This window comes from Citrobacter freundii complex sp. CFNIH2, assembly GCF_002880615.1.
GTDB lineage: Bacteria > Pseudomonadota > Gammaproteobacteria > Enterobacterales > Enterobacteriaceae > Citrobacter_A > Citrobacter_A amalonaticus_F.
Genome location: NZ_CP025757.1, coordinates 4,735,561 through 4,755,439 on the forward strand (window position 1 = coordinate 4,735,561; position 19,879 = coordinate 4,755,439).

Genomic DNA, 19,879 nt, shown 5'->3' on the forward strand with positions numbered 1-19,879 from the left:
CGTCTTTTTCTTGATCTGGAGGCATAATGGCCACATTGAACGTCCGTCTGGATGACAAACTCAAAAATGAGGCGTACGCCGTGCTGGATAAACTCAATATTACGCCTACGGAAGCCGTAAGACTGCTTTTTCAGTACGTGGCTGAAAATGGACGAATGCCGGTGAAAACGGTCACGATTAGCGACAGCGAAGAGGCGCTACTTCAGACCGTCCGGGAACGACTGGCTAACCCGCAAAAGGGCATTAAGGTTCAGTTGGATGAGCTATGAACTGGAGTTTGATCCGCGGGCGCTGAAGGAATGGCAAAAATTGGGTGAAACAGTGAAAAATCAGTTCAGGAAGAAACTGGCTGAGGTGCTTTCACATCCGCGGATCCCCTCCGCGCGGCTTCATGACTTTCCTGATTGCTACAAGATAAAACTCAAGGCGTCTGGCTTCAGGCTGGTCTATCAGGTGAAGGACGCACAGGTTCTGGTACTGGTGATCGCTATTGGTAAACGGGAAAAATCGGCCGTTTATCAGGACGCTGACAAACGGCTTTGACGGGGACGTTAACGTAAATGATGGACAACCTGGTTGCTGCTGCCGCGCCAGATCAGCGCCGGGTCTTTCAGATCCTGCACAAATTTGCCGTCGACCAGCACGTTAATGAGATCCACAACCTGCATTTGCGCGGCGTTGAGTTCATCCAGCTTATAGCCGGTCCACACCCAGATATCTTTGCCCGCACATTCAGCGCGAATGCGTTGCACCAGCTTCAGGATATCCGGTACGTTCTGCGGATGAAGCGGATCGCCGCCGGAAAGGGAGATCCCCTGGCGGTGGATCCGCGTATCGTTCAGATCGTTAATGATCTGGTCTTCCATTGCTTTTGTGAATGGCTGACCGGAATTCAGCCGCCAGGTGCTTTTGTTATAGCAGCCAGGGCATTCGTGCACGCACCCTGAAACAAACAGGGTGCAGCGAGTGCCGGGGCCATTAACGATATCGACGGGATAATACTGGTGATAATTCATTTTTCCTCGTTGCATTTGGCGCTGTAGCGGTGTTGGCCGCTCTCACTCACCCGGGTCACTTACCGATCGGTAGTAGGCCGGATAAGGTGCTTGCACCGCCATCCGGCAACATTGTGATGCCTGATAAGACGCGATTGCGTCTTATCAGGCCTGCGGCCTTTGCAAACGGAAATTAACCGATCTGCCCATTCCCCAAATGCTTAACGCGACGCTTCACTTCTTCCTGTTTACCGGCGTTAAACGGACGCGCGTCCGGGCTGCCTAAATAACCGCAGACGCGGCGGGTCACCGACACGCGCGCGGCGTCGTGGTTGCCGCATTTCGGACAGGTGAAACCTTTGCTGGTGCACTCGAACTCACCGGTAAAGCCGCACTCGTAGCATTCATCGATTGGCGTATTGGTGCCGTAATACGGCACATGCTGATAGCTGTAGTCCCAGACGTCCTCCAGCGCTTTCAGGTTGTGCTGGATGTTCGGGTATTCGCCATAGCAAATGAAGCCACCGCTCGCCAGCGGCGGGTAAGGCGCTTCAAAATCGATTTTGTCGTACGGGTTTACCTTCTTCTCCACATCGAGGTGGAAACTGTTGGTGTAGTAGCCTTTATCGGTGACGCCCGGCACGACGCCAAACTCGGCGGTATCCAGACGGCAGAAGCGGTCACACAGGTTTTCACTCGGCGTGCTGTACAGGCTGAAGCCATAGCCCGTCTCTTCTTTCCACTGATCGACAGCCTGACGCAGACGTTCAACGATGGCGATGCCTTTTGCTCGCAACGTTTCACTGTCGTACATGTGCTTGTCGCCACAGAGGGCATTAATGGTTTCGTGAATACCGATATAGCCCAGTGAAATCGATGCACGACCGTTTTTGAAGATTTCCGCGATATCGTCATCGGCTTTCAGACGTACGCCGCAGGCACCTTCCATATACAGAATTGGCGCAACGCGAGCTTTCACACCTTCCAGACGGGCAATACGGGTCATCAGCGCTTTACGTGCCAGCACCAGACGATCGTCGAGCAGTTTCCAGAAGGTGGCTTCATCGCCATGGGCTTCCAGCGCGATACGCGGCAGGTTAAGGCTGATTACGCCGAGGTTGTTACGGCCATCGTGAACCTGTTCGCCGTTCTCGTTTTCCCACACGCCGAGGAAGCTGCGGCAGCCCATTGGGGTTTTGAACGAACCGGTGACTTTCACGACCTGATCGTAGTTCAGAATGTCCGGATACATCCGCTTGCTGGCACACTCCAGCGCCAGTTGTTTGATGTCGTAGTTCGGATCGCCAAATTTGTGGTTCAGGCCGTCACGGATCGCAAACACCAGTTTCGGGAACACGGCGGTTTTACGGTTTTTGCCCAGACCGGCGATGCGGTTACGCAGAATGGACTGCTGAATCAGGCGCGATTCCCAACTGGTGCCCAGGCCGAAACCAAAGGTCACGAACGGCGTCTGGCCGTTGGCGGTATGTAGCGTATTAACCTCATACTCCAGAGACTGGAATGCGTCGTAGCACTCTTTCTCGGTACGGGAATGCGCGTAGCCGTCGGCATCCGGAATTTGCCACTCTTCCGCCGTTTTACGGTGCTTGTTAAAGCTGGCGGTCACGAAGGGCGCCAGTACTTCATCAATACGGTTAATGGTGGTGCCGCCGTAAATATGGCTGGCGACCTGCGCGATGATTTGCGCGGTCACGGCGGTGGCGGTAGAGATGGATTTTGGCGGCTCGATCTCCGCGTTACCCATCTTAAAGCCCTGCGTCAGCATCCCTTTCAGATCGATCAGCATGCAGTTGAACATCGGGAAGAACGGGGAATAGTCGAGATCATGATAGTGAATATCACCGCGCTCGTGCGCCTGTACCACATCACGCGGCAGCAGATGCTGACGGGCATAGTGTTTGGCGACGATACCGGCCAGCAGGTCGCGCTGGGTCGGGATGACTTTACTGTCTTTATTGGCGTTTTCATTGAGCAGCGCGGAGTTGGTCTGCTCCACCAGGCCGCGAATTTCCTGGTTCAGACGACCGCGTTTCTCACGCTGAATATCACGGTCATGGCGATATTCAATGTAGGCGCGCGCCAGTTGCTTGTAAGGACCGGACATCAGTTGGTTTTCAACCGCTGTCTGGATCTCATTAATATCGACCTGGCTACGCGTGTCCATCTGACTGCTAACGACTTCTGCGACGGTGGCGCAGTAATCTGCGTCATCGACTCCCGCTGCTTTAGCTGCACGCAGAATGGCTTCTTTGATGCGCTCTGATTTAAACGGCACTTTACAGCCATCTCGTTTCATCACATGCGGTGTCATGATCACTCCATAATGTATAAGAACAGGTTATCCACAGAGGCTCGGGAAGCATTGATATGGTTATTCATCTCTCTATCCAATCACTTCCCGCAATCCAGTCCCATGTTATCCACAAAGTCACCCTGACTGTGGACATCATCGTTGTTGTAAATGTAGTTGATTAATACAACATGTTGGGGCGGATTGCATTTTAAGTTCTATATATAGTGATTTGCATCAAAAGTGTTTGCGATTTTTTTGATATAGCGCAAGGTAAACAGCAGAGCGTACAGTTGGCGGGCGTTATAGCGATTGTAAATTGTGATAGAGAAAAATCTGATTATTTATTCAGCAAAAACAGTGAGCTAAGGCAGAGAGGGGAATTCTGCCCGGGAAGACGTGCTTCTCCGGGCAAGAGGGGCTCAAACGATTACTTCTGTAACCACCAGATAGCTTCGAAAGGAAGCAGCGTCATCGCCGTCGGCAGTGGTGAAACTTCATCATAGTTGTGCATTAACACCTGCCAGTTGCCCCGGTACGATTCCGGGAACCAGGCCTGACATTCACCGCTCAGATTGGCAATGACCAGCAGCGTTTGTCCTTGCCATTCACGGCGGTAACACCAGAGATGTGGGCTGTCCGGCAACAGATCCTGATAGTCGCCCCAGGTCAGCACGGGTTCGGATTTGCGCAGCGCAATCAGCCGTTGATAGGTATAAAACACCGACGAATTATCGCCGAGCGCGTTCTCCACGTTGATGTCCGCGTAGTTATCGCACAGCGGGATCCACGGTTCGCCCTGGCTGAAACCGGCGTTCTTGCGGTTATTCCACTGCATTGGCGTACGGCTGTTGTCGCGGGATTTACTGGCCAGGATTGCCAGCAGTTCATTGGCATCGCGACCCTCCGCCCGCAACCTGGCAAACATGTTATGGCTTTCCACATCGCGGTAGTCGGTGATCCGGGTGAAATGAGGATTGGTCATGCCGATCTCTTCCCCCTGATAGATGTACGGCGTTCCCTGCATACCGTGCAGCACCATCGCCAGCATTTTCGCGGCCGGCACCCGATATTCCCCTTCGTCGCCAAAGCGCGACGCGATGCGCGGCTGATCGTGGTTACACCAGAACAACGCATTCCACGCGACGTTGTGCATCCCTTGCTGCCAGTGGCGGAACAGGGTCTTCAGCGCGACAAAATCGGGCTTCGCCAGCGTCCATTTCTCTCCATCGGGGTAATCGACCTTCAGGTGATGAAAATTGAACGTCATCGACAGTTCGCTACCGTCCAGCGCGGCGTAACGCTGGCAATGTTCCAGCGTGGTGGAAGACATTTCGCCGACCGTCATCAGCTTGCGCGGGGTAAAGACGTCACGATTCATCTCATGCAGAAATTCATGCGCTCGCGGCCCATCGGTATAAAAACGGCGACCGTCGCCGTCCAGGTCATTGGGGAAGCGCTGATCTTTGGAGATCAGGTTGACGACGTCCAGGCGCAGACCATCCACGCCGCGATCGGCCCAGAATTCGCAGACTTTTTTCAGTTCGGCACGGACGGCAGGGTTTTCCCAGTTCAGGTCCGCCTGTTCCGGGGCGAAGAGGTGCAGATAATACTGTTCGCTCTGGGCATGCCATTGCCAGGCGTTGCCGCCAAATTTGGCGCGCCAGTTGTTGGGCTGTGCATCGGGCGTGCCGTCGCGCCAGATGTAAAACTCGCGATATGGACTGTCTTTATCGAGCGCCTCATGAAACCAGGCGTGCTGCGTGGAGGTGTGGTTAAACACCATGTCGAGAATAATGCGGATGCCGCGCGCTTTCGCCTGGGCGACCAGCGCATCGAAGTCATCCAGCGTACCGTAAGCGGGATCGATAGCGGTGTAGTTAGCGACATCGTAGCCATTATCCACCTGCGGTGAGATATAGAACGGAGTCAGCCAGAGGGCATCCACGCCCAGTTTATGCAGGTAATCGAGGCGCTGCGTCACACCGCGTAAATCGCCGGTGCCGCTGCCGGTCGTATCCTGAAAGCTTTTGGGATAGATCTGGTAGATGACACCGTTTTGCCACCAGTGGGGAAGGGTATTCATAGTCAATTCCTGGTTATGCGAGGGGCGCAAGTGCGCCCCGAATAAAATCAGACAATCTGTAACGTGCCCTGACGGTATTTGCGCTGGTAGACCATGGAGGTCAGCACGATCGGGATGACAATGGCGATCGCCATCGCCACGGCGTACACCTGCCAGTAAGTCGGTTGGATGGAAAGGATGCCCGGCAAACCGCCGACGCCGATACCGTTCGCCATCACCCCGTACAGGCCGCAGAGCAGACCGGCGAGACCGGAGCCGATCATCGCGCAGAGCATCGGAAAGCGGTATTTCAGGTTGATACCGTACATTGCCGGCTCAGTGACCCCGAGATAGGCGGAGATCGCGGCAGGAACGGAGATCTCACGTTCGTTCTGTTTACGGCTGGCGATAATAATGCCTACCACCGCAGACGCCTGTGCGATGTTGGAAAGGGCAATCAGCGGCCATACCGGCGTTCCGCCCATGCTCTGGATCATCTGCATGTCGATGGCGAGCGTGGTCTGGTGCACGCCGGTAATCACCAGCGGGGCATACAGGAAGCCAAACAGCGCGGCACCAATCGGCGCGAAGCTACCGGTCATCAGATGGCGAACCGCAAAGGCCACACCGTCGCCAATCAAGCGGCCAAACGGACCGATCAGCGCATGAGCGAGGAAAACCGCGAGGATCAATGAACACACGGGCACCACAACGAGATACAGATAATCCGGCACGATGCGTTTCAGGCGCGTTTCAATCACGCCCAGCGCCAGGCCAGCCAGCAGTGCCGGAATGACCTGGGCCTGATAGCCCACTTTCGCGATGGTGAACAGGCCGAAGTTCCATACTTCCGGTATTTGTTGCCCCAGCAGATACGCGTTCATCAACTGTGGCGATACCAGCGTGACGCCAAGCACGATGCCAAGGATCGGCGTGCCGCCCATTTTTTTCACCGCCGACCAGCAGATGCCTACTGGCAGATAGAAGAAGATGGCTTCGCCAATCAGCCACAGGAAGTCATAGACCGTTTTCAGCGCCGGATACATCTGCGCCAGCGTCTGGCCGTTACTCATTGGCAGGTCGCCAATGACGTTGCGGAAACCTAAGATCAAGCCTCCGCTGATCAGCGCCGGCAGGAGCGGAAAGAAGATTTCAGCGAAGTGGGAGATCAGTTGCTCATGCCATTTCATGTTCTGACGAGCCGCTTTTTTCGCCTGCTCTTTATCGGCGTGCGCCTGCCCGGTGGTGGCCAGCAGCGCCTTGTAATAATCGCCAACCTCGGTGCCAATCACCACCTGGAACTGACCGGCGTTGGTAAAGCAGCCTTTGACCATCGGTAAGGCTTCAATTTCTTTCGGTCTGGCGTTTGCTGGCTGATTCAGCACAAAGCGCAGGCGCGTAATACAGTGACTCACTGTGGCGATATTCTCTCGCCCGCCTACCAGCTCTATCAGCCGGTCAATATCCGCTTGTTTAACTTTGCTCATCATGAAGCCTCGTGGCGATGACTGTGAAAAAGGGGGGTTATGCGATGGGCACAGAGTATATCCGGGATAAAAATTTAAAAATGGGAACGTTCCCGAAACGCAGCGAAGATCACAAATTATCGTTCAGAAAGCGATCGGCAATGATTCAGGAAAGGGTGGAAGGAATGACGATCTGGCGCAGATCGCTGCGTCCGTTGATCTGCTCGATCAACTGGGCCGCCGCCTGGCGTCCGGCTTCGGCATAGCCGGGATCGACCGTGACGATCTCCGGATGCAGGAATTTCATCAGCGGCGTATTACCGACGCTCGCCAGTTGCAGGTTATCGACCCGCTGCTCCTGTAAATACTTACTGGCACCGAGCGCGAGAGTATCCGTGGCGCAGACCAGCGCGGTCGTGTCTGGTGTAATGACGCTCGCGGCATGCTCATAGCCTTGCTTCATCGCCAGACCCGGCAGGGCCGCGACGGGATGTAACTTATGCTGTTTGCAAAACGCGAGATAGGCGTCATGGCGGCGCTTCCCGGTGGTGACGTCACTGTGCGGCACACCGAGAAAGCTGATGTTTCGATGTCCCTGATCGTACAGGCGCTGCATCAGGATTTTAATCGCCCCGTCGTCGTCGTAGCAGACGGAGGCAAAGCCTTTCGCGTCACGAGCCAGCAGCACCAGCGATGCCTGCCACGGGGCGATCATCGCGTCCGTGATGCCGGTAAAACCGAACAGCACCACGCCGTCGATGTTGCGGCGTTTCAGCATACCCAAGTGTTCTTCGACTTTTTCCGGGGAAAACTGACTTTCCATCATGATCGGATCGTAGCCCTGCTCATAAAACACCGGCAGCATCGTCTGTACGGCAAGGTTTTCCGACAGGGAGTCGAGACGGGTCACAATGATGGCGACCACTTTATCGCTCTGACCACGCATGGCGCGAGCGGAACGGGAGGGGGAAAATCCGTGCTGATTCATCACTGCTTCGACACGCTCGCGAGTCCGTTCACTGACGCCGCTTTCGTTGTTCAGCACACGGGAAACGGTGGATTTCCCCACGCCGCTTAAGCGGGCGATGTCTTTGATAGTCAGCCGATTTTGCATCCTGTTTTCCCGTGGTACGCAACAAAAGATGATAAGAGGGTAACTTTACTTAGAGAAACCTCAATGGGCAAAGTCTGGTTTATACACGTCATCCTTCACGCTGTCTCTGCGTTGGCGTCGTTCATTTTCTGCCGGGATGCGAACTGAATGATTTTGTGTATATGTTTTGTTTAATTGCCGGGGGTTATTATAACGCCATAAATGCCACAAATATTATGATCTACAACTTATAATCTGTGGGCTAACTCATTCAATTACCGGAGGCTTTATGGATCCCGATCCCACCCCTCTCCCGAAATGGAGAATACGCGCTTTCCGGTAAGCCTGCCTTTCGCTGTCTTACCGGTGATGTAAGACAGTGACGCATTAACGTCCCTGTTTAAAAATTATGTTACCTGTCAGGTAAGGCTTTGCCACGCCTGAAGGATATTTCTGCGCCCGTCTTGTTGGCGCGGAGGGACTGCCTATGTTTAAAAATATCACTCGCCAGCTGTTTGCCCGGCTTGGCCGCCATCTGCCCGATCGCCTGGTGCACCGCGATCCATTGCCTAATGCACAGTCGATTGCCAGCACCCCGATGCCTTCTTCACTGAGCGAACATTGCCTGAAAGTCGCCGTGATGGATGAAAAGACGCTATGGAAAACGTTTAATGCGCATCCGGAAGGACTCAATGCGGCAGAGGTGAACGCCGCCCGCGAACAATACGGTGAAAACCTTCTGCCGACCCAGAAACCGTCACCGTGGTGGAAGCATCTGTGGGTCTGTTATCGCAACCCGTTCAATATCTTGCTGACTCTTCTGGGCGCGATCTCGTATGCCACGGAAGATCTGTTCGCCGCCGGGGTGATCGCCCTGATGGTAGTGATTTCCACGCTGCTTAACTTTGTCCAGGAAGCGCGTTCCACCAAAGCGGCGGACGCGCTGAAAGCGATGGTCAGCAACACCGCGACGGTGCTGCGGGTCATCAATGAGAAAGGGGAAAACGGCTGGGTGGAACTGCCTATCGATCAGCTGGTGCCCGGCGACATCATCAAGCTGTCGGCGGGGGACATGATCCCGGCCGATCTGCGGGTCATTCAGGCGCGAGACCTGTTTGTCGCTCAGGCGTCGTTAACCGGCGAATCGCTGCCGGTGGAGAAAGTGGCGCACACCCGCGACGCCAGCCAAAGCAACCCGCTTGAACGCGACACCCTGTGCTTTATGGGGACTAACGTAGTGAGTGGCACGGCGCAGGCGATGGTCATCGCCACTGGCGCGCATACCTGGTTTGGTCAACTGGCGGGGCGCGTCAGCGAACAGGAAAGCGAGCAAAACGCGTTCCAGAAGGGCATCAGCCGCGTCAGTATGTTGTTGATCCGCTTTATGCTGGTGATGGCGCCAGTGGTGCTGCTCATTAACGGTTACACCAAAGGTGACTGGTGGGAAGCGGCGCTGTTTGCGCTCTCCGTCGCCGTGGGCCTGACGCCGGAAATGCTGCCGATGATTGTCACCTCGACGCTGGCACGCGGCGCGGTAAAACTGTCGAAGCAAAAAGTGATCGTCAAACATCTGGATGCCATTCAGAACTTCGGCGCGATGGACGTTCTGTGCACCGATAAAACCGGCACGCTGACCCAGGACAAAATCGTGCTGGAAAATCATACGGATATCTCCGGTAAGCCCAGTGAACGCGTTCTGCACGCGGCATGGCTGAACAGCCATTACCAGACCGGGCTGAAAAACCTGCTGGATACCGCCGTGCTGGAAGGTGTTGATGAAGGCTCCGCACGCACATTGTCTGCCCGCTGGCAGAAAATTGATGAGATTCCGTTTGATTTTGAGCGCCGCCGGATGTCGGTAGTGGTGGCAGAAGAGACGGATGTGCATCAGCTGGTATGTAAAGGCGCGTTACAGGAGATCATCAGCGTCTGTACGCAAGTACGTCATAACGGCGAAATTGTGCCGCTGGATGACAACATGCTGCGCCGGGTGAAACGCGTGACCGATACGCTGAACCGTCAGGGGCTGCGCGTGGTCGCCGTGGCGACCAAATACCTGCCGGCGCGGGAAGGGGATTACCAGCGTATTGATGAATCCGATCTGATCCTTGAAGGTTACATCGCCTTCCTCGATCCGCCGAAGGAAACGACCGCACCGGCTCTGAAAGCGCTGAAAGCCAGTGGCATCACCGTGAAGATCCTGACCGGCGACAGCGAACTGGTCGCAGCGAAAGTGTGTCATGAGGTAGGCCTGGACGCCGGAGAGGTCATTGTCGGGAATGAGATCGAAGGCATGAGCGACGACGCGCTGGCCGCGTTGGCTCAGCATACCACGCTGTTCGCACGCCTGACGCCGATGCATAAAGAGCGGATCGTCCGCCTCCTCAGACGTGAAGGACACGTAGTGGGCTTTATGGGCGATGGCATTAACGACGCGCCAGCGCTACGTGCGGCGGATATTGGCATTTCGGTGGATGGAGCGGTCGATATCGCCCGCGAAGCGGCCGATATTATCCTGCTGGAAAAGAGCCTGATGGTGCTGGAAGAAGGCGTGATTGAAGGGCGTCGTACGTTCTCCAATATGCTGAAGTACATCAAAATGACCGCCAGTTCTAACTTTGGTAACGTCTTTAGTGTGCTGGTGGCGAGCGCTTTTTTGCCGTTCCTGCCTATGTTGCCGCTGCACTTGCTGATTCAGAACCTGCTGTACGATGTATCCCAGGTGGCGATCCCGTTTGATAACGTTGATGATGAGCAGATCCAGAAACCACAGCGCTGGAATCCGGCGGATCTGGGCCGTTTTATGCTCTTCTTTGGCCCGATCAGCTCGATCTTCGACATTCTGACGTTCTGCCTGATGTGGTGGGTATTCCACGCCAATGTGCCGGAAGCGCAAACGCTGTTCCAGTCAGGCTGGTTTGTGGTCGGGCTGCTGTCGCAAACGCTGATTGTGCATATGATTCGTACGCGCCGCGTGCCGTTCATTCAGAGTCGCGCCGCCTGGCCGCTGATGCTGATGACGCTGGTAGTGATGGTCGTGGGAATTGCGCTGCCGTTCTCACCGCTGGCAGGTTATCTGCAATTGCAGGCGTTACCGCTGAGTTATTTCCCGTGGCTGGTAGCGATTCTGGTGGGATATATGACGTTAACGCAACTGGTAAAAGGGTTCTATAGCCGCCGATACGGCTGGCAGTAATCGAAAATAATGGCTGCTTCGGCAGCCATTTTCTTTTTCATCAAGCAAGAATATATTCTTCCCTCCGTCGTGTTTTATTTTTTTTGAAAAACCAAAGAGGTGTGGTCGATCACAATTTAAGCCCGCTTCAGGACATCTTTTTTCCAGGAAAAAGACCTTCATTGCAAAAATGAAACAGCGTGCTAAAAAAAATTCCATCCATCGTCATTTTGTGAACATAATCATCGTAATACTTTGTTACACCGACGAGTCTGTCTGGGCAATGTCATTCCTTACTGTCCCTTTTAATTAAGGCGGCCCTCTATCCTGCAAGTCGTTTGTATTAATGAAAATTATAAACCTCTGGAGATGGAAAAATGAAACTGACCAAAACCTTGTTAAACCTGTGCATGGGTACTGCTTTAGTACTGGCAGCGCAGGCGGCGTCTGCGCAAACGCTGCGTGCGGCAGATGTCCATCCGGCTGATTATCCGAACGTGGTTGCTGTGAAGCATATGGGCGAAAAACTCAGCGCCGCTACCGACGGACGTCTGGATATTAAAACCTTCCCGGGCGGTGTGCTGGGCGATGAAAAGCAGATGATTGAACAGGCGCAACTGGGGGCGATTGATATTATCCGCGTATCGATGTCTCCGGTTGCCGCAATATTGCCAGAGATTAACGTCTTTACGCTGCCCTATATCTTCCGCGATGAAGATCACCTGCACAAGGTTCTGGACGGGGCAATTGGTCAGGAAATTGGCGACAGGCTGACCGCCAACAGTCAGTCCCGACTGGTGTTTCTCGGCTGGATGGATGCCGGAACGCGTAACCTGATCACCAAAGATCCGGTCGTGAAACCGGAAGACCTGAAAGGGATGAAAATTCGCGTTCAGACCAGCCCCGTATCGCTCGATACCTTAAAAGCGATGGGCGCGAATGCGATCGCCATGGGGACCAGTGAGGTGTTCAGCGGGATGCAGACCGGGGTTATCGATGGCACGGAAAATAACCCACCGACCTTTGTCGCACATAACTATCTGCCGGTTGCCAAAAATTACACCTGGAGTAAGCATTTCATTATTCCTGAGCTGTTCCTGTTTTCAAAAGCCAAGTGGGACAAGCTGAAAAAAGAAGATCAGGAATTAATTATTAAACTGGCGAAAGAAGCGCAAATGGAACAGCGTCAGCTCTGGGAAGCATATAACGCGAAATCACTGGAAACGATGAAAGCGAATGGTGTGAATTTTCATGATATCGATACGAACTATTTCTATAAAGCCACACAGCCTGTCCGGGATCAATACGGTAAAGACCACCAGGATTTGATCAAGCGAATTCAGGATGTGAAGTAATTCATCAGGCGGGTGACGGAGGTCATCCGCCTGAATCGGTTATTCGTCGAGGTGATAATTATGGGTGAATGTTATTCATCGGTAATGGATGTGCTGTACCGAATTTCAATGTGGATTGCCGGGTTGGCTTTATTGGTGATGGTGGCGGTTATTCCTGTTGGGATATTTGCGCGCTATGTCATGAACAGTGCACTGTCATGGCCTGAGCCGGTCGCCATATTGTGTATGGTAACGTTCACCTTTATCGGTGCGGCGGTCAGTTACCGCGCGGGTTCGCATATTGCTGTCAGCATGGTGACCGATCGTCTTGGTGAAATGGGGCGCCGGATCTGTTTTATTGGTGCCGATCTGATGCTGCTGGCGATCAGTGTTTTTATTCTTTGGTACGGTTCGACGCTCTGTTATGAGTTGTGGCATCAACCTGTGGCGGAATTCCCCATTTTGACCGCCGGGGAAAACTATCTTCCGCTCCCTATCGGTTCGGCGATCACGCTGCTTTTCATCATCGAAAAGATCTGCCGTGGCGCTCAGTATCAACGTCCCGTGGTCATGCTGGGTTCAACCAGTTGATGACCGAACCGACTTCATAGGGGAAAGCAAATGGATGCATTTATTCTCGTTTTTACGCTCGGCATCATGCTGGCGATTGGGGTGCCGGTAGCGTACGCGGTGGGGATCAGCGCGATCGTCGGGGCGTGGTATATCGATATCCCGCTCGAAGCGGTGATGATCCAGTTAACCAACGGTGTGAACAAATTTTCGCTGCTGGCGATCCCGTTCTTTATTCTGGCCGGGGCCATTATGGCGGAAGGGGGGATTGCGCGACGGTTAGTGAACTTCGCCTATATCTTTGTTGGCTTCATTCGCGGCGGCCTGTCGCTGGTGAACATTGTGGCGTCGACCTTCTTTGGCGCGATCTCAGGATCGTCGGTGGCGGATACCGCATCGATCGGTTCGGTGATGATCCCCGAAATGGATAAGAAAGGCTATCCGCGTGACTTCGCCGCAGCGGTCACTGCCAGCGGTTCCGTGCAGGCCATCCTGACGCCGCCCAGCCATAACTCGGTGATCTACTCGCTGGCGACGGGCGGCACGGTGTCGATTGCCGCGCTGTTTATTGCCGGGATCCTGCCAGGACTGTTGCTGAGTTTTACCCTGATGGTGATGTGCGTGGGTTTTGCCCATAAGCGCGGCTATCCGAAAGGGGAACGCGTGCCGTTCCGACAGGCACTGAAGATCTTTCTCGATACGCTGTGGGGACTGATGACGGTCGTCATCATAATGGGCGGGATCCTTTCCGGTATCTTCACCGCGACGGAGTCGGCGGCGATCGCCTGTCTGTGGGCGTTCTTTGTCACCATGTTTATCTACCGCGACTACAAGTGGTCTGAACTGCCGAAGCTGATGTATCGCACGGTGAAGACGGTGACTATCGTGATGATCCTGATCGGTTTCGCCGCGGCATTTGGCGCCATCATGACATACATGCAGCTGCCGATGCGCATTACCGAAGCCTTTACCAGCATCTCAGATAACAAATATGTCATCCTGATGTGCATCAACATCATGCTGCTGCTGATCGGTACGCTGATGGACATGGCGCCGTTGATTCTGATCCTGACCCCTGTGCTGCTGCCGGTCACCAACGCCCTCGGCATTGACCCGGTACATTTCGGGATGATTATGTTGGTGAACCTGGGGATTGGCCTGATCACGCCGCCGGTAGGGTCGGTGCTGTTTGTTGCCAGTGCGGTGAGTAAACAGAAGATCGAGCAGGTGGTGAAGGCGATGCTACCGTTCTACGCGGTGCTTTTCCTGGTACTGATGCTGGTGACTTATATTCCTGAAATCTCGCTGTTCCTGCCGAAATTCTTTGGCGTAATGTAAGAGGACGACAGTAACGAAAATCCGGGCAGAAATGCCCGGATTTTTTTATCGCTTAGCGACGAACGGCGATCGCTTCGATCTCGATCTTCACGTCTTTTGGCAGACGCGCAACTTCCACGCAGGAACGAGCCGGGAAGGTGGCGTTGTGTTCGGTGAAGAACGCTTCGTAGGTGGCGTTGACGGTCGCGAAATCGTTCAGATCTTTGACAAATACGGTCGTTTTCACGATGTCGCCTACTTTCAGGCCAGCGGCTTCAACGATAGCTTTCACGTTTTCCAGCGACTGACGCGCCTGCGCGGAGACGTCGTCCGACACGCTGCCGGTTTTCGGGTCAACCGGGATCTGACCGGAAGTGATGATCATGCTGCCCAGATCTACGCCCTGAACATATGGACCGATTGCTGCGGGTGCATTTTCCGTCGCGATAGTTTTGCTCATGATTTCTCCTGAAGTACAGCGGTAAATGAATTTTCTCAGGCATTATAGGGAGCCAGGAATTTTTAACCAACTGCAATTAGTTGGCCAGCACCACATAATGAGAAAACTCTTTTTCACAGTATTTGCATTTAAGTGCGATGTCATCCACACGTTTTTTCACTGCAAAGCTGGAAGAGACCGGCTCGGCATGGCTGATGCAGTTACTGTTCGGGCAGACCAGAACGCTGTCGATACGATCCGGCAGGCTTGGACGCGATTTACCCACCACTTCGTAGTTGTCGATACGGTTGACGGTAGCCTGTGGCGCGTACAGTGACAGTTGGTTAACCTGTTCGGCGGTCAGGAAGGTATTCTCGATCTTAATCAGGTCCTTACGCCCCATTTCACCGGAAGGCAGATTAAGGCCGATAGTGATGCGCTGGTCGGTTTCGGTCAGCTTGAACAGGGTCAGCAACTTAAAGCCGATTTGCGCGGGAATATGGTCGATTACGGTGCCGCATTTGATCGCTTCAACCTGCAGTTTGTTATCGTGTGTCATCTCGTTATCTCCCCTTACAGTGCCAAATCGCTAGTCAGAACCAGTGCCAGTAACGCCTGGCGCGCGAAAATCCCGTTGCCTGCCTGCTGGAAATACCAGGCGTGAGGCGTTTTATCCACATCCGTGGCGATTTCATCAATACGCGGCAGCGGATGCAGTACCTTCATGTTTTCCCGCGCTCCCGCCAGGTCGCTGGCGCGCAGGACAAACTGGGCCTTCACGTTGGCGTATTCTGAAGGGTCCAGACGCTCTTTCTGTACGCGGGTCATGTACAGAATATCCACCTCCGCCATCACCTCTTCGATAGAGGCGTGCAGGCTCCAGGCAATGCCTTTTTCGTCGAGCATGTCGAGAATGTACTGCGGCATCGCCAGCGCATCCGGGGCGATGAAGTAGAAACGGTTGCCGTCAAACTTCGCCAGCGCCTGCGTCAGGGAGTGCACAGTACGGCCATATTTCAGGTCGCCGACCATCGCCACATGCAGGTTGTTCAGACGCCCCTGCGTTTCCTGAATGGTGAACAGATCCAGCAGCGTCTGGGTCGGATGTTGATTCGAACCGTCGCCGGCGTTCAGTACCGGCACGTTACCGGAGAATTCGGTCGCCAGACGCGCCGCGCCTTCCTGCGGGTGACGCATCACGATCGCGTCAACGTAGGTGCTGATCACAGAGATGGTATCTGCCAGTGTCTCACCTTTCTTACCCAGCGACGTGTTGGCGCTGTCGGAAAAGCCGACCACGCTGGCGCCCAGGCGGTGCATTGAGGTTTCAAACGACAGGCGGGTACGGGTCGAGGCTTCAAAGAAGCAACTGGCGATAACCTTGTGTTTGAGCAGCTCCGGCTGGGGGTTCGCTTTTAATTTCGCCGCTGTCGCCAGCACCAGATTGAGGTCGTCGCGACTGAGGTCGTTTATGGAAATGATGTGTTTTTGATATAGCGGGTTAGCCATGTTTATCTCCTGACGCCAGGGCAAAAAAAAAGCCCCTCATTTGAGGGGCTGGGAATAGGTTAGCAACGGAAAGAAAAACGGCAGGCCAGCGTCTGTTTTCAGACGCGGTAAGACAGAATGTCGTACACACTGGACCATACTTCCTCCCGGCAAATTGTCCGCGATTATACTCAGCTCCGTTTGCGGATCAAGCAAATAATGCCATTTTTATTCAATGCAAACGGTTTTAATGAATATTAATTCATTTTTAGTAAGTAGTTAATCTGTTTGTGGACAAGGCCGGTACGCTGCACAACCCGTGGTGCAACCCAGACAATACTGCTACCCGCGATGACCCCCAGGATCTCCGGCAGGGCATGATAATCAAGGATTCTGGCGACGGCGCGGCCATATCCGGCCGCCGTATGGATAAGGATAAATTCGCTGTTGTGCTCCACACTCACCACCATTTCAGCAATCGAACGGGCGGCATCGGGGGCAGGGCGCAATTGCGGATTGACGGCATAAATTTTTTGTCCTTTCGTATTTCTAATTTTTATGACGCCAAGAATTTTCAGCAGGCGGGAAACCGTCGACTGGCTGATGGTTTCAAAGCCGTAGTTTTGCAGATCGCGGCGGATCTCCTCCTGTGAGAGATAGCTTTTTTCGCCAATCAGGCGCTGACAAACAGAGAGTTGTAGTTCTTCTTTTTCTGAAGCGGGTTGGTAAAGTTTCATCATCAGTTAGTCCAGTGTAATCAGCCGAAGATAACAACCAGTAGATCTGCCCAATGTTTCTATTTTTAATTGATGACGCACTAAGCAAATGTTCTCCATTTCAACCGGGATGTCTTTGATCGGCTTATTGAAATTTTACTGGAGCGCGCTTCAGCATCCTGACGGATGGCATCTGCATGAGAAAATATTCCACTTAGTCGTCTAAGGGAAGGCGGAGTTTTGCCGCTTCGTCTTCCCTGTGCTGACGTGCATCAACTGAGCGTGAGCACGCCTGTCGCCAACAGATAGACCGCGTAGATCCCTGCGGCCACCACCATAATAGCCAGAACGATCTCTATTGGATTGAAAAGTCTTCCATTTTTCTCTTTCCGCGCCCAGACATAAAACACGATACCGAGGGCGTAAAGGATCATCGACAGCAGCAGATATTCCATCCCGGCGGCATAGACCAGCCAGGCGCCATAGAGTGTTGCCAGCGCGCCGATGATGATGTCGCGGGTGATGGAACGCTGTTCATCACTGTTATAACCGTCCTTCTGCCACGCCACTTTCAGGGCATACAAACCGCTGAGAAAATAGGGGATCAGGATCATTGAGGTGGCCAGCAGCAGCAGCGCAAGATACCCCGCCTGTTGGAAATGGGCGATGATCAGGAACAGTTGGGTCAGACCATTGGTCAGCAGCAGCGCGTTGACCGGCGCTTTGTTGGCGTTCTCCTTGCCGAGAAATTTGGGCATGGTGCCGTCTTTACCGGCCATGTACGCCGTTTCCGCAGATAATAATGTCCAGGCCAGCAGCGCGGCGCCGACGGAAACGATAAGACCGATATTCATCAGGGCTGCACCCCAAGGGCCGACCGCCGCAGCCAGGACGCCTGCGGTAGAAGGGTTCTTCAACTGGGCGAGCTCTGGCTGAGACAGAACGCCGAGCGACAGAACCGAAACGGCGACAAACAGCAGGATTGAGATGAAAAATCCAATCATGGTGGCTTTACCCACGTCTGATTTTTTCATCGCCCGACCCGAGTACATGGCGGCGCCTTCAATACCGATGAATACCCAGGTGGTGACCAGCATGATGTTTTTCACCTGGTCCATAACAGAGCCAAGCTGTTCATTGCCCCAGAATTCAATCTTAAAGGTGCGAACCTGAAAGGCGACGCTGACCAGCACGACAAACATGATCAGAGGAACCACTTTCGCGACCGTGCCGATCAGATTGAGCAGGGCGGCACCCTGTACGCCGCGACAGATCAGAAAATGCAGACCCCAGAGCAGGATAGAACCCACAATCAGCGCGGAAAGGGTGGTGCCATCACCGAAGAAACCGAGCGCGCTGAACGAGCCGAGGGCGGAACAGATCACCACATAGTACGAAACGTTGCCGATCCACGCTGAGATCCAGTAACCCCAGGCGGAGTTAAAACCGATGTACTCGCCAAATCCCGCGCGGGCATAACCATACACGCCGCCTTCAACTTCGCTTTTACGGTGCGCCAGGGTCTGGAAGACAAACGCGAGGGTTAACATCCCGATGAAGGTAATTCCCCAGCCGATCAGGATCGCGCCAGCGCCCGCTTTGGCCGCCATGTTTTGTGGCAGAGAAAATACCCCGGCGGCGATCAGCGCGCTGACCACAAGCGCCGTCAGCGCCGGAAGTTTGAGCTTACCTTCGGACTGGGAAGTCGAAGCGTCCGCAGCCGGTTTGCTGGTATCAAGAGTAGTCATGAAGAGAGTCCTCAATCTGACAGAGAGTGATTTTTTAGAAGTAGCTGTATTGTTTGCCGACGTATTCGGAGGTCATGCACTGCAAGACGCCGCTGTATCCCAGGGAGAAATAGACGATGTCGCCCACCTGATATCCCGATGCGGCGTGGGTGACATCGAGGATCAGGTGATCGGAGCTGGCGCCGAGCACTTTGACGCCGGGATCAAATGGCCGGAGCTGGGAGAAAGAGACGTCCTGTTCGCCGAGCGCGGCCAGCGCCCGATGGTGTACGCCAAGATCTTCGAATACCGGCTTTCTCCCCATGGCATCCAGCGCCGTGGAGTGTTGCGGAACGGAGGGCTTGTCTTTCAGCTCGATGATCTCCACGCCGAGCTTGATAGCGTCCTGACGAGTGTCGGGGATCGGCTCGTCATTCAGGCCGAACCCCATGATCAGCGATGCGCCAAGCCGCAACTGGTTGACGCCCGTCGGCAGTCCGCCGTTGATCAGCAGGAACAGGGCGGCGGAGCTGGCGCCGGAAATTGTGCGCAGTGCAATACCCAGCTCGTCTTCGATCTCATGGGCGAGATCGACCAGCGCCTGCTGGTTTTCGGTGGTGGGTTCCACTCCGCCGTAGCAGGCAAGATTGGCGCCCAGTCCTTCCAGCGTCAGCCCTGGCAGTTCCTTGTGCACCAGACGTGCAAGGCGCCGTGTCTCCTGCGGATCCACGCAGCCTTCGCGCAGATCGCCCAGGTCATGCATCAGAATGACCCGGTGCGTTTTGTTCTGCGCGATGGCTGCCGCAGAGAGCGCCTGCAACGTATGTTCTTCGGAATTCAGTGAGATATCCGCATAGGCCACGATGTCGTGTGCAAGGCTTATCTGCGGCAGACGCAGCAGCAGTTTGTCGACGGGCAGGTCGGCGATTTTTTTGAGATTCTGGATGCGGGAATCTGCAATCGTGCTGATACCCGCATCAATCATGGCTCTGGCGACATTTGCCGCTTCGCAGCTCAGCTTATTGACGCCGACAGGCTCTACACCGTGCTGGCGGCACAGCGCAATCAGCGTCCGGGTATTGTCACGAATGACCGAAAGATTAACGAAGAGGCATGGAAAATCTTGGTTTCGCATAATGGGTCTCCTTACGTGGGCGCGGGTCAGGAAGGCACCCGCGCCCGG

18 protein-coding genes and 1 pseudogene are annotated in these 19,879 nt (G+C 54.3%); 7 read left to right on the forward strand and 12 right to left on the reverse strand.

Annotation, left to right across the window (positions count from 1 at the left end):
• Positions 1-26: 26 nt before the first annotated feature.
• Both WM46_RS23245 and WM46_RS23250 read left to right on the forward strand, forming a co-directional pair.
• Entirely contained in the window at positions 27-269 is a 243-nt protein-coding gene (locus WM46_RS23245) for a type II toxin-antitoxin system RelB/DinJ family antitoxin (protein ID WP_102603471.1), read from the forward strand.
• Complete coding sequence (locus tag WM46_RS23250) at positions 259-543, forward strand: type II toxin-antitoxin system RelE family toxin (protein WP_102603472.1); 285 nt, start codon at positions 259-261, stop codon at positions 541-543. Before WM46_RS23245 ends, WM46_RS23250 begins: the two co-directional genes overlap by 11 nt.
• Before the next feature lie 8 nt (positions 544-551).
• On the opposite strand, the gene nrdG is transcribed toward WM46_RS23250, so the two are convergent.
• The 5 genes from nrdG to treR form a co-directional block, all read right to left on the reverse strand.
• Positions 552-1,016: an anaerobic ribonucleoside-triphosphate reductase-activating protein gene (nrdG, locus tag WM46_RS23255; RefSeq protein WP_061075405.1), complete on the reverse strand. Its 465-nt coding sequence runs from the start codon at positions 1,014-1,016 to the stop codon at positions 552-554.
• 172 nt (positions 1,017-1,188) lie between these two features.
• Complete coding sequence (gene nrdD, locus WM46_RS23260) at positions 1,189-3,327, reverse strand: anaerobic ribonucleoside-triphosphate reductase (protein WP_102603473.1); 2,139 nt, start codon at positions 3,325-3,327, stop codon at positions 1,189-1,191.
• Between the two features lie 409 nt (positions 3,328-3,736).
• Entirely contained in the window at positions 3,737-5,392 is a 1,656-nt protein-coding gene (gene treC, locus WM46_RS23270) for an alpha,alpha-phosphotrehalase (protein WP_102603475.1), read from the reverse strand.
• A gap of 47 nt (positions 5,393-5,439) precedes the next feature.
• Positions 5,440-6,858 carry a PTS trehalose transporter subunit IIBC gene (treB, locus tag WM46_RS23275; RefSeq protein ID WP_187394516.1) on the reverse strand — a complete coding sequence of 473 codons (1,419 nt, stop codon included), beginning with the start codon at positions 6,856-6,858 and terminating at the stop codon, positions 5,440-5,442.
• Between the two features lie 145 nt (positions 6,859-7,003).
• Positions 7,004-7,951, reverse strand: a complete 948-nt coding sequence (gene treR / locus WM46_RS23280) for a trehalose operon repressor TreR (protein WP_102603477.1) — start codon at positions 7,949-7,951, stop codon at positions 7,004-7,006.
• A 268-nt stretch (positions 7,952-8,219) separates the two neighbouring features.
• Here treR and mgtL point away from each other — a divergent pair, with 268 nt between their 5' ends.
• From mgtL to WM46_RS23300, 5 genes are all read left to right on the forward strand, one after another.
• Positions 8,220-8,273, forward strand: a complete 54-nt coding sequence (mgtL, locus tag WM46_RS26915; RefSeq protein WP_146109689.1) for a mgtA regulatory leader peptide MgtL — start codon at positions 8,220-8,222, stop codon at positions 8,271-8,273.
• Positions 8,274-8,417: 144 nt separating this feature from the next.
• Entirely contained in the window at positions 8,418-11,126 is a 2,709-nt protein-coding gene (gene mgtA / locus WM46_RS23285) for a magnesium-translocating P-type ATPase (RefSeq protein WP_061075399.1), read from the forward strand.
• A 356-nt stretch (positions 11,127-11,482) separates the two neighbouring features.
• Positions 11,483-12,460 carry a TRAP transporter substrate-binding protein gene (locus WM46_RS23290; protein WP_061075398.1) on the forward strand — a complete coding sequence of 326 codons (978 nt, stop codon included), beginning with the start codon at positions 11,483-11,485 and terminating at the stop codon, positions 12,458-12,460.
• A 60-nt stretch (positions 12,461-12,520) separates the two neighbouring features.
• Positions 12,521-13,030, forward strand: a complete 510-nt coding sequence (locus WM46_RS23295; protein WP_061075397.1) for a TRAP transporter small permease — start codon at positions 12,521-12,523, stop codon at positions 13,028-13,030.
• A 30-nt stretch (positions 13,031-13,060) separates the two neighbouring features.
• Positions 13,061-14,347, forward strand: a complete 1,287-nt coding sequence (locus tag WM46_RS23300) for a TRAP transporter large permease (RefSeq protein WP_102603478.1) — start codon at positions 13,061-13,063, stop codon at positions 14,345-14,347.
• Positions 14,348-14,399: 52 nt separating this feature from the next.
• Here WM46_RS23300 and ridA read toward each other — a convergent pair whose 3' ends face one another.
• The 7 genes and pseudogenes from ridA to WM46_RS23335 form a co-directional block, all read right to left on the reverse strand.
• Complete coding sequence (gene ridA / locus WM46_RS23305; RefSeq protein WP_042999238.1) at positions 14,400-14,786, reverse strand: 2-iminobutanoate/2-iminopropanoate deaminase; 387 nt, start codon at positions 14,784-14,786, stop codon at positions 14,400-14,402.
• 76 nt (positions 14,787-14,862) lie between these two features.
• Positions 14,863-15,324: an aspartate carbamoyltransferase regulatory subunit gene (gene pyrI / locus WM46_RS23310; RefSeq protein WP_042321682.1), complete on the reverse strand. Its 462-nt coding sequence runs from the start codon at positions 15,322-15,324 to the stop codon at positions 14,863-14,865.
• Between the two features lie 14 nt (positions 15,325-15,338).
• A complete protein-coding gene (gene pyrB, locus WM46_RS23315) occupies positions 15,339-16,274 on the reverse strand; it encodes an aspartate carbamoyltransferase (RefSeq protein WP_061075395.1) in 936 nt (311 codons plus the stop codon).
• Positions 16,275-16,276: 2 nt separating this feature from the next.
• A pseudogene (pyrL, locus tag WM46_RS26920) lies at positions 16,277-16,412 on the reverse strand (pyr operon leader peptide).
• A 98-nt stretch (positions 16,413-16,510) separates the two neighbouring features.
• Entirely contained in the window at positions 16,511-16,990 is a 480-nt protein-coding gene (locus WM46_RS23325; RefSeq protein ID WP_102603884.1) for an arginine repressor, read from the reverse strand.
• Between the two features lie 251 nt (positions 16,991-17,241).
• Positions 17,242-18,717, reverse strand: a complete 1,476-nt coding sequence (gene arcD, locus WM46_RS23330) for an arginine-ornithine antiporter (protein WP_061075394.1) — start codon at positions 18,715-18,717, stop codon at positions 17,242-17,244.
• Positions 18,718-18,751: 34 nt separating this feature from the next.
• Entirely contained in the window at positions 18,752-19,831 is a 1,080-nt protein-coding gene (locus WM46_RS23335) for an alanine/ornithine racemase family PLP-dependent enzyme (protein WP_061075393.1), read from the reverse strand.
• Positions 19,832-19,879: the final 48 nt, after the last annotated feature.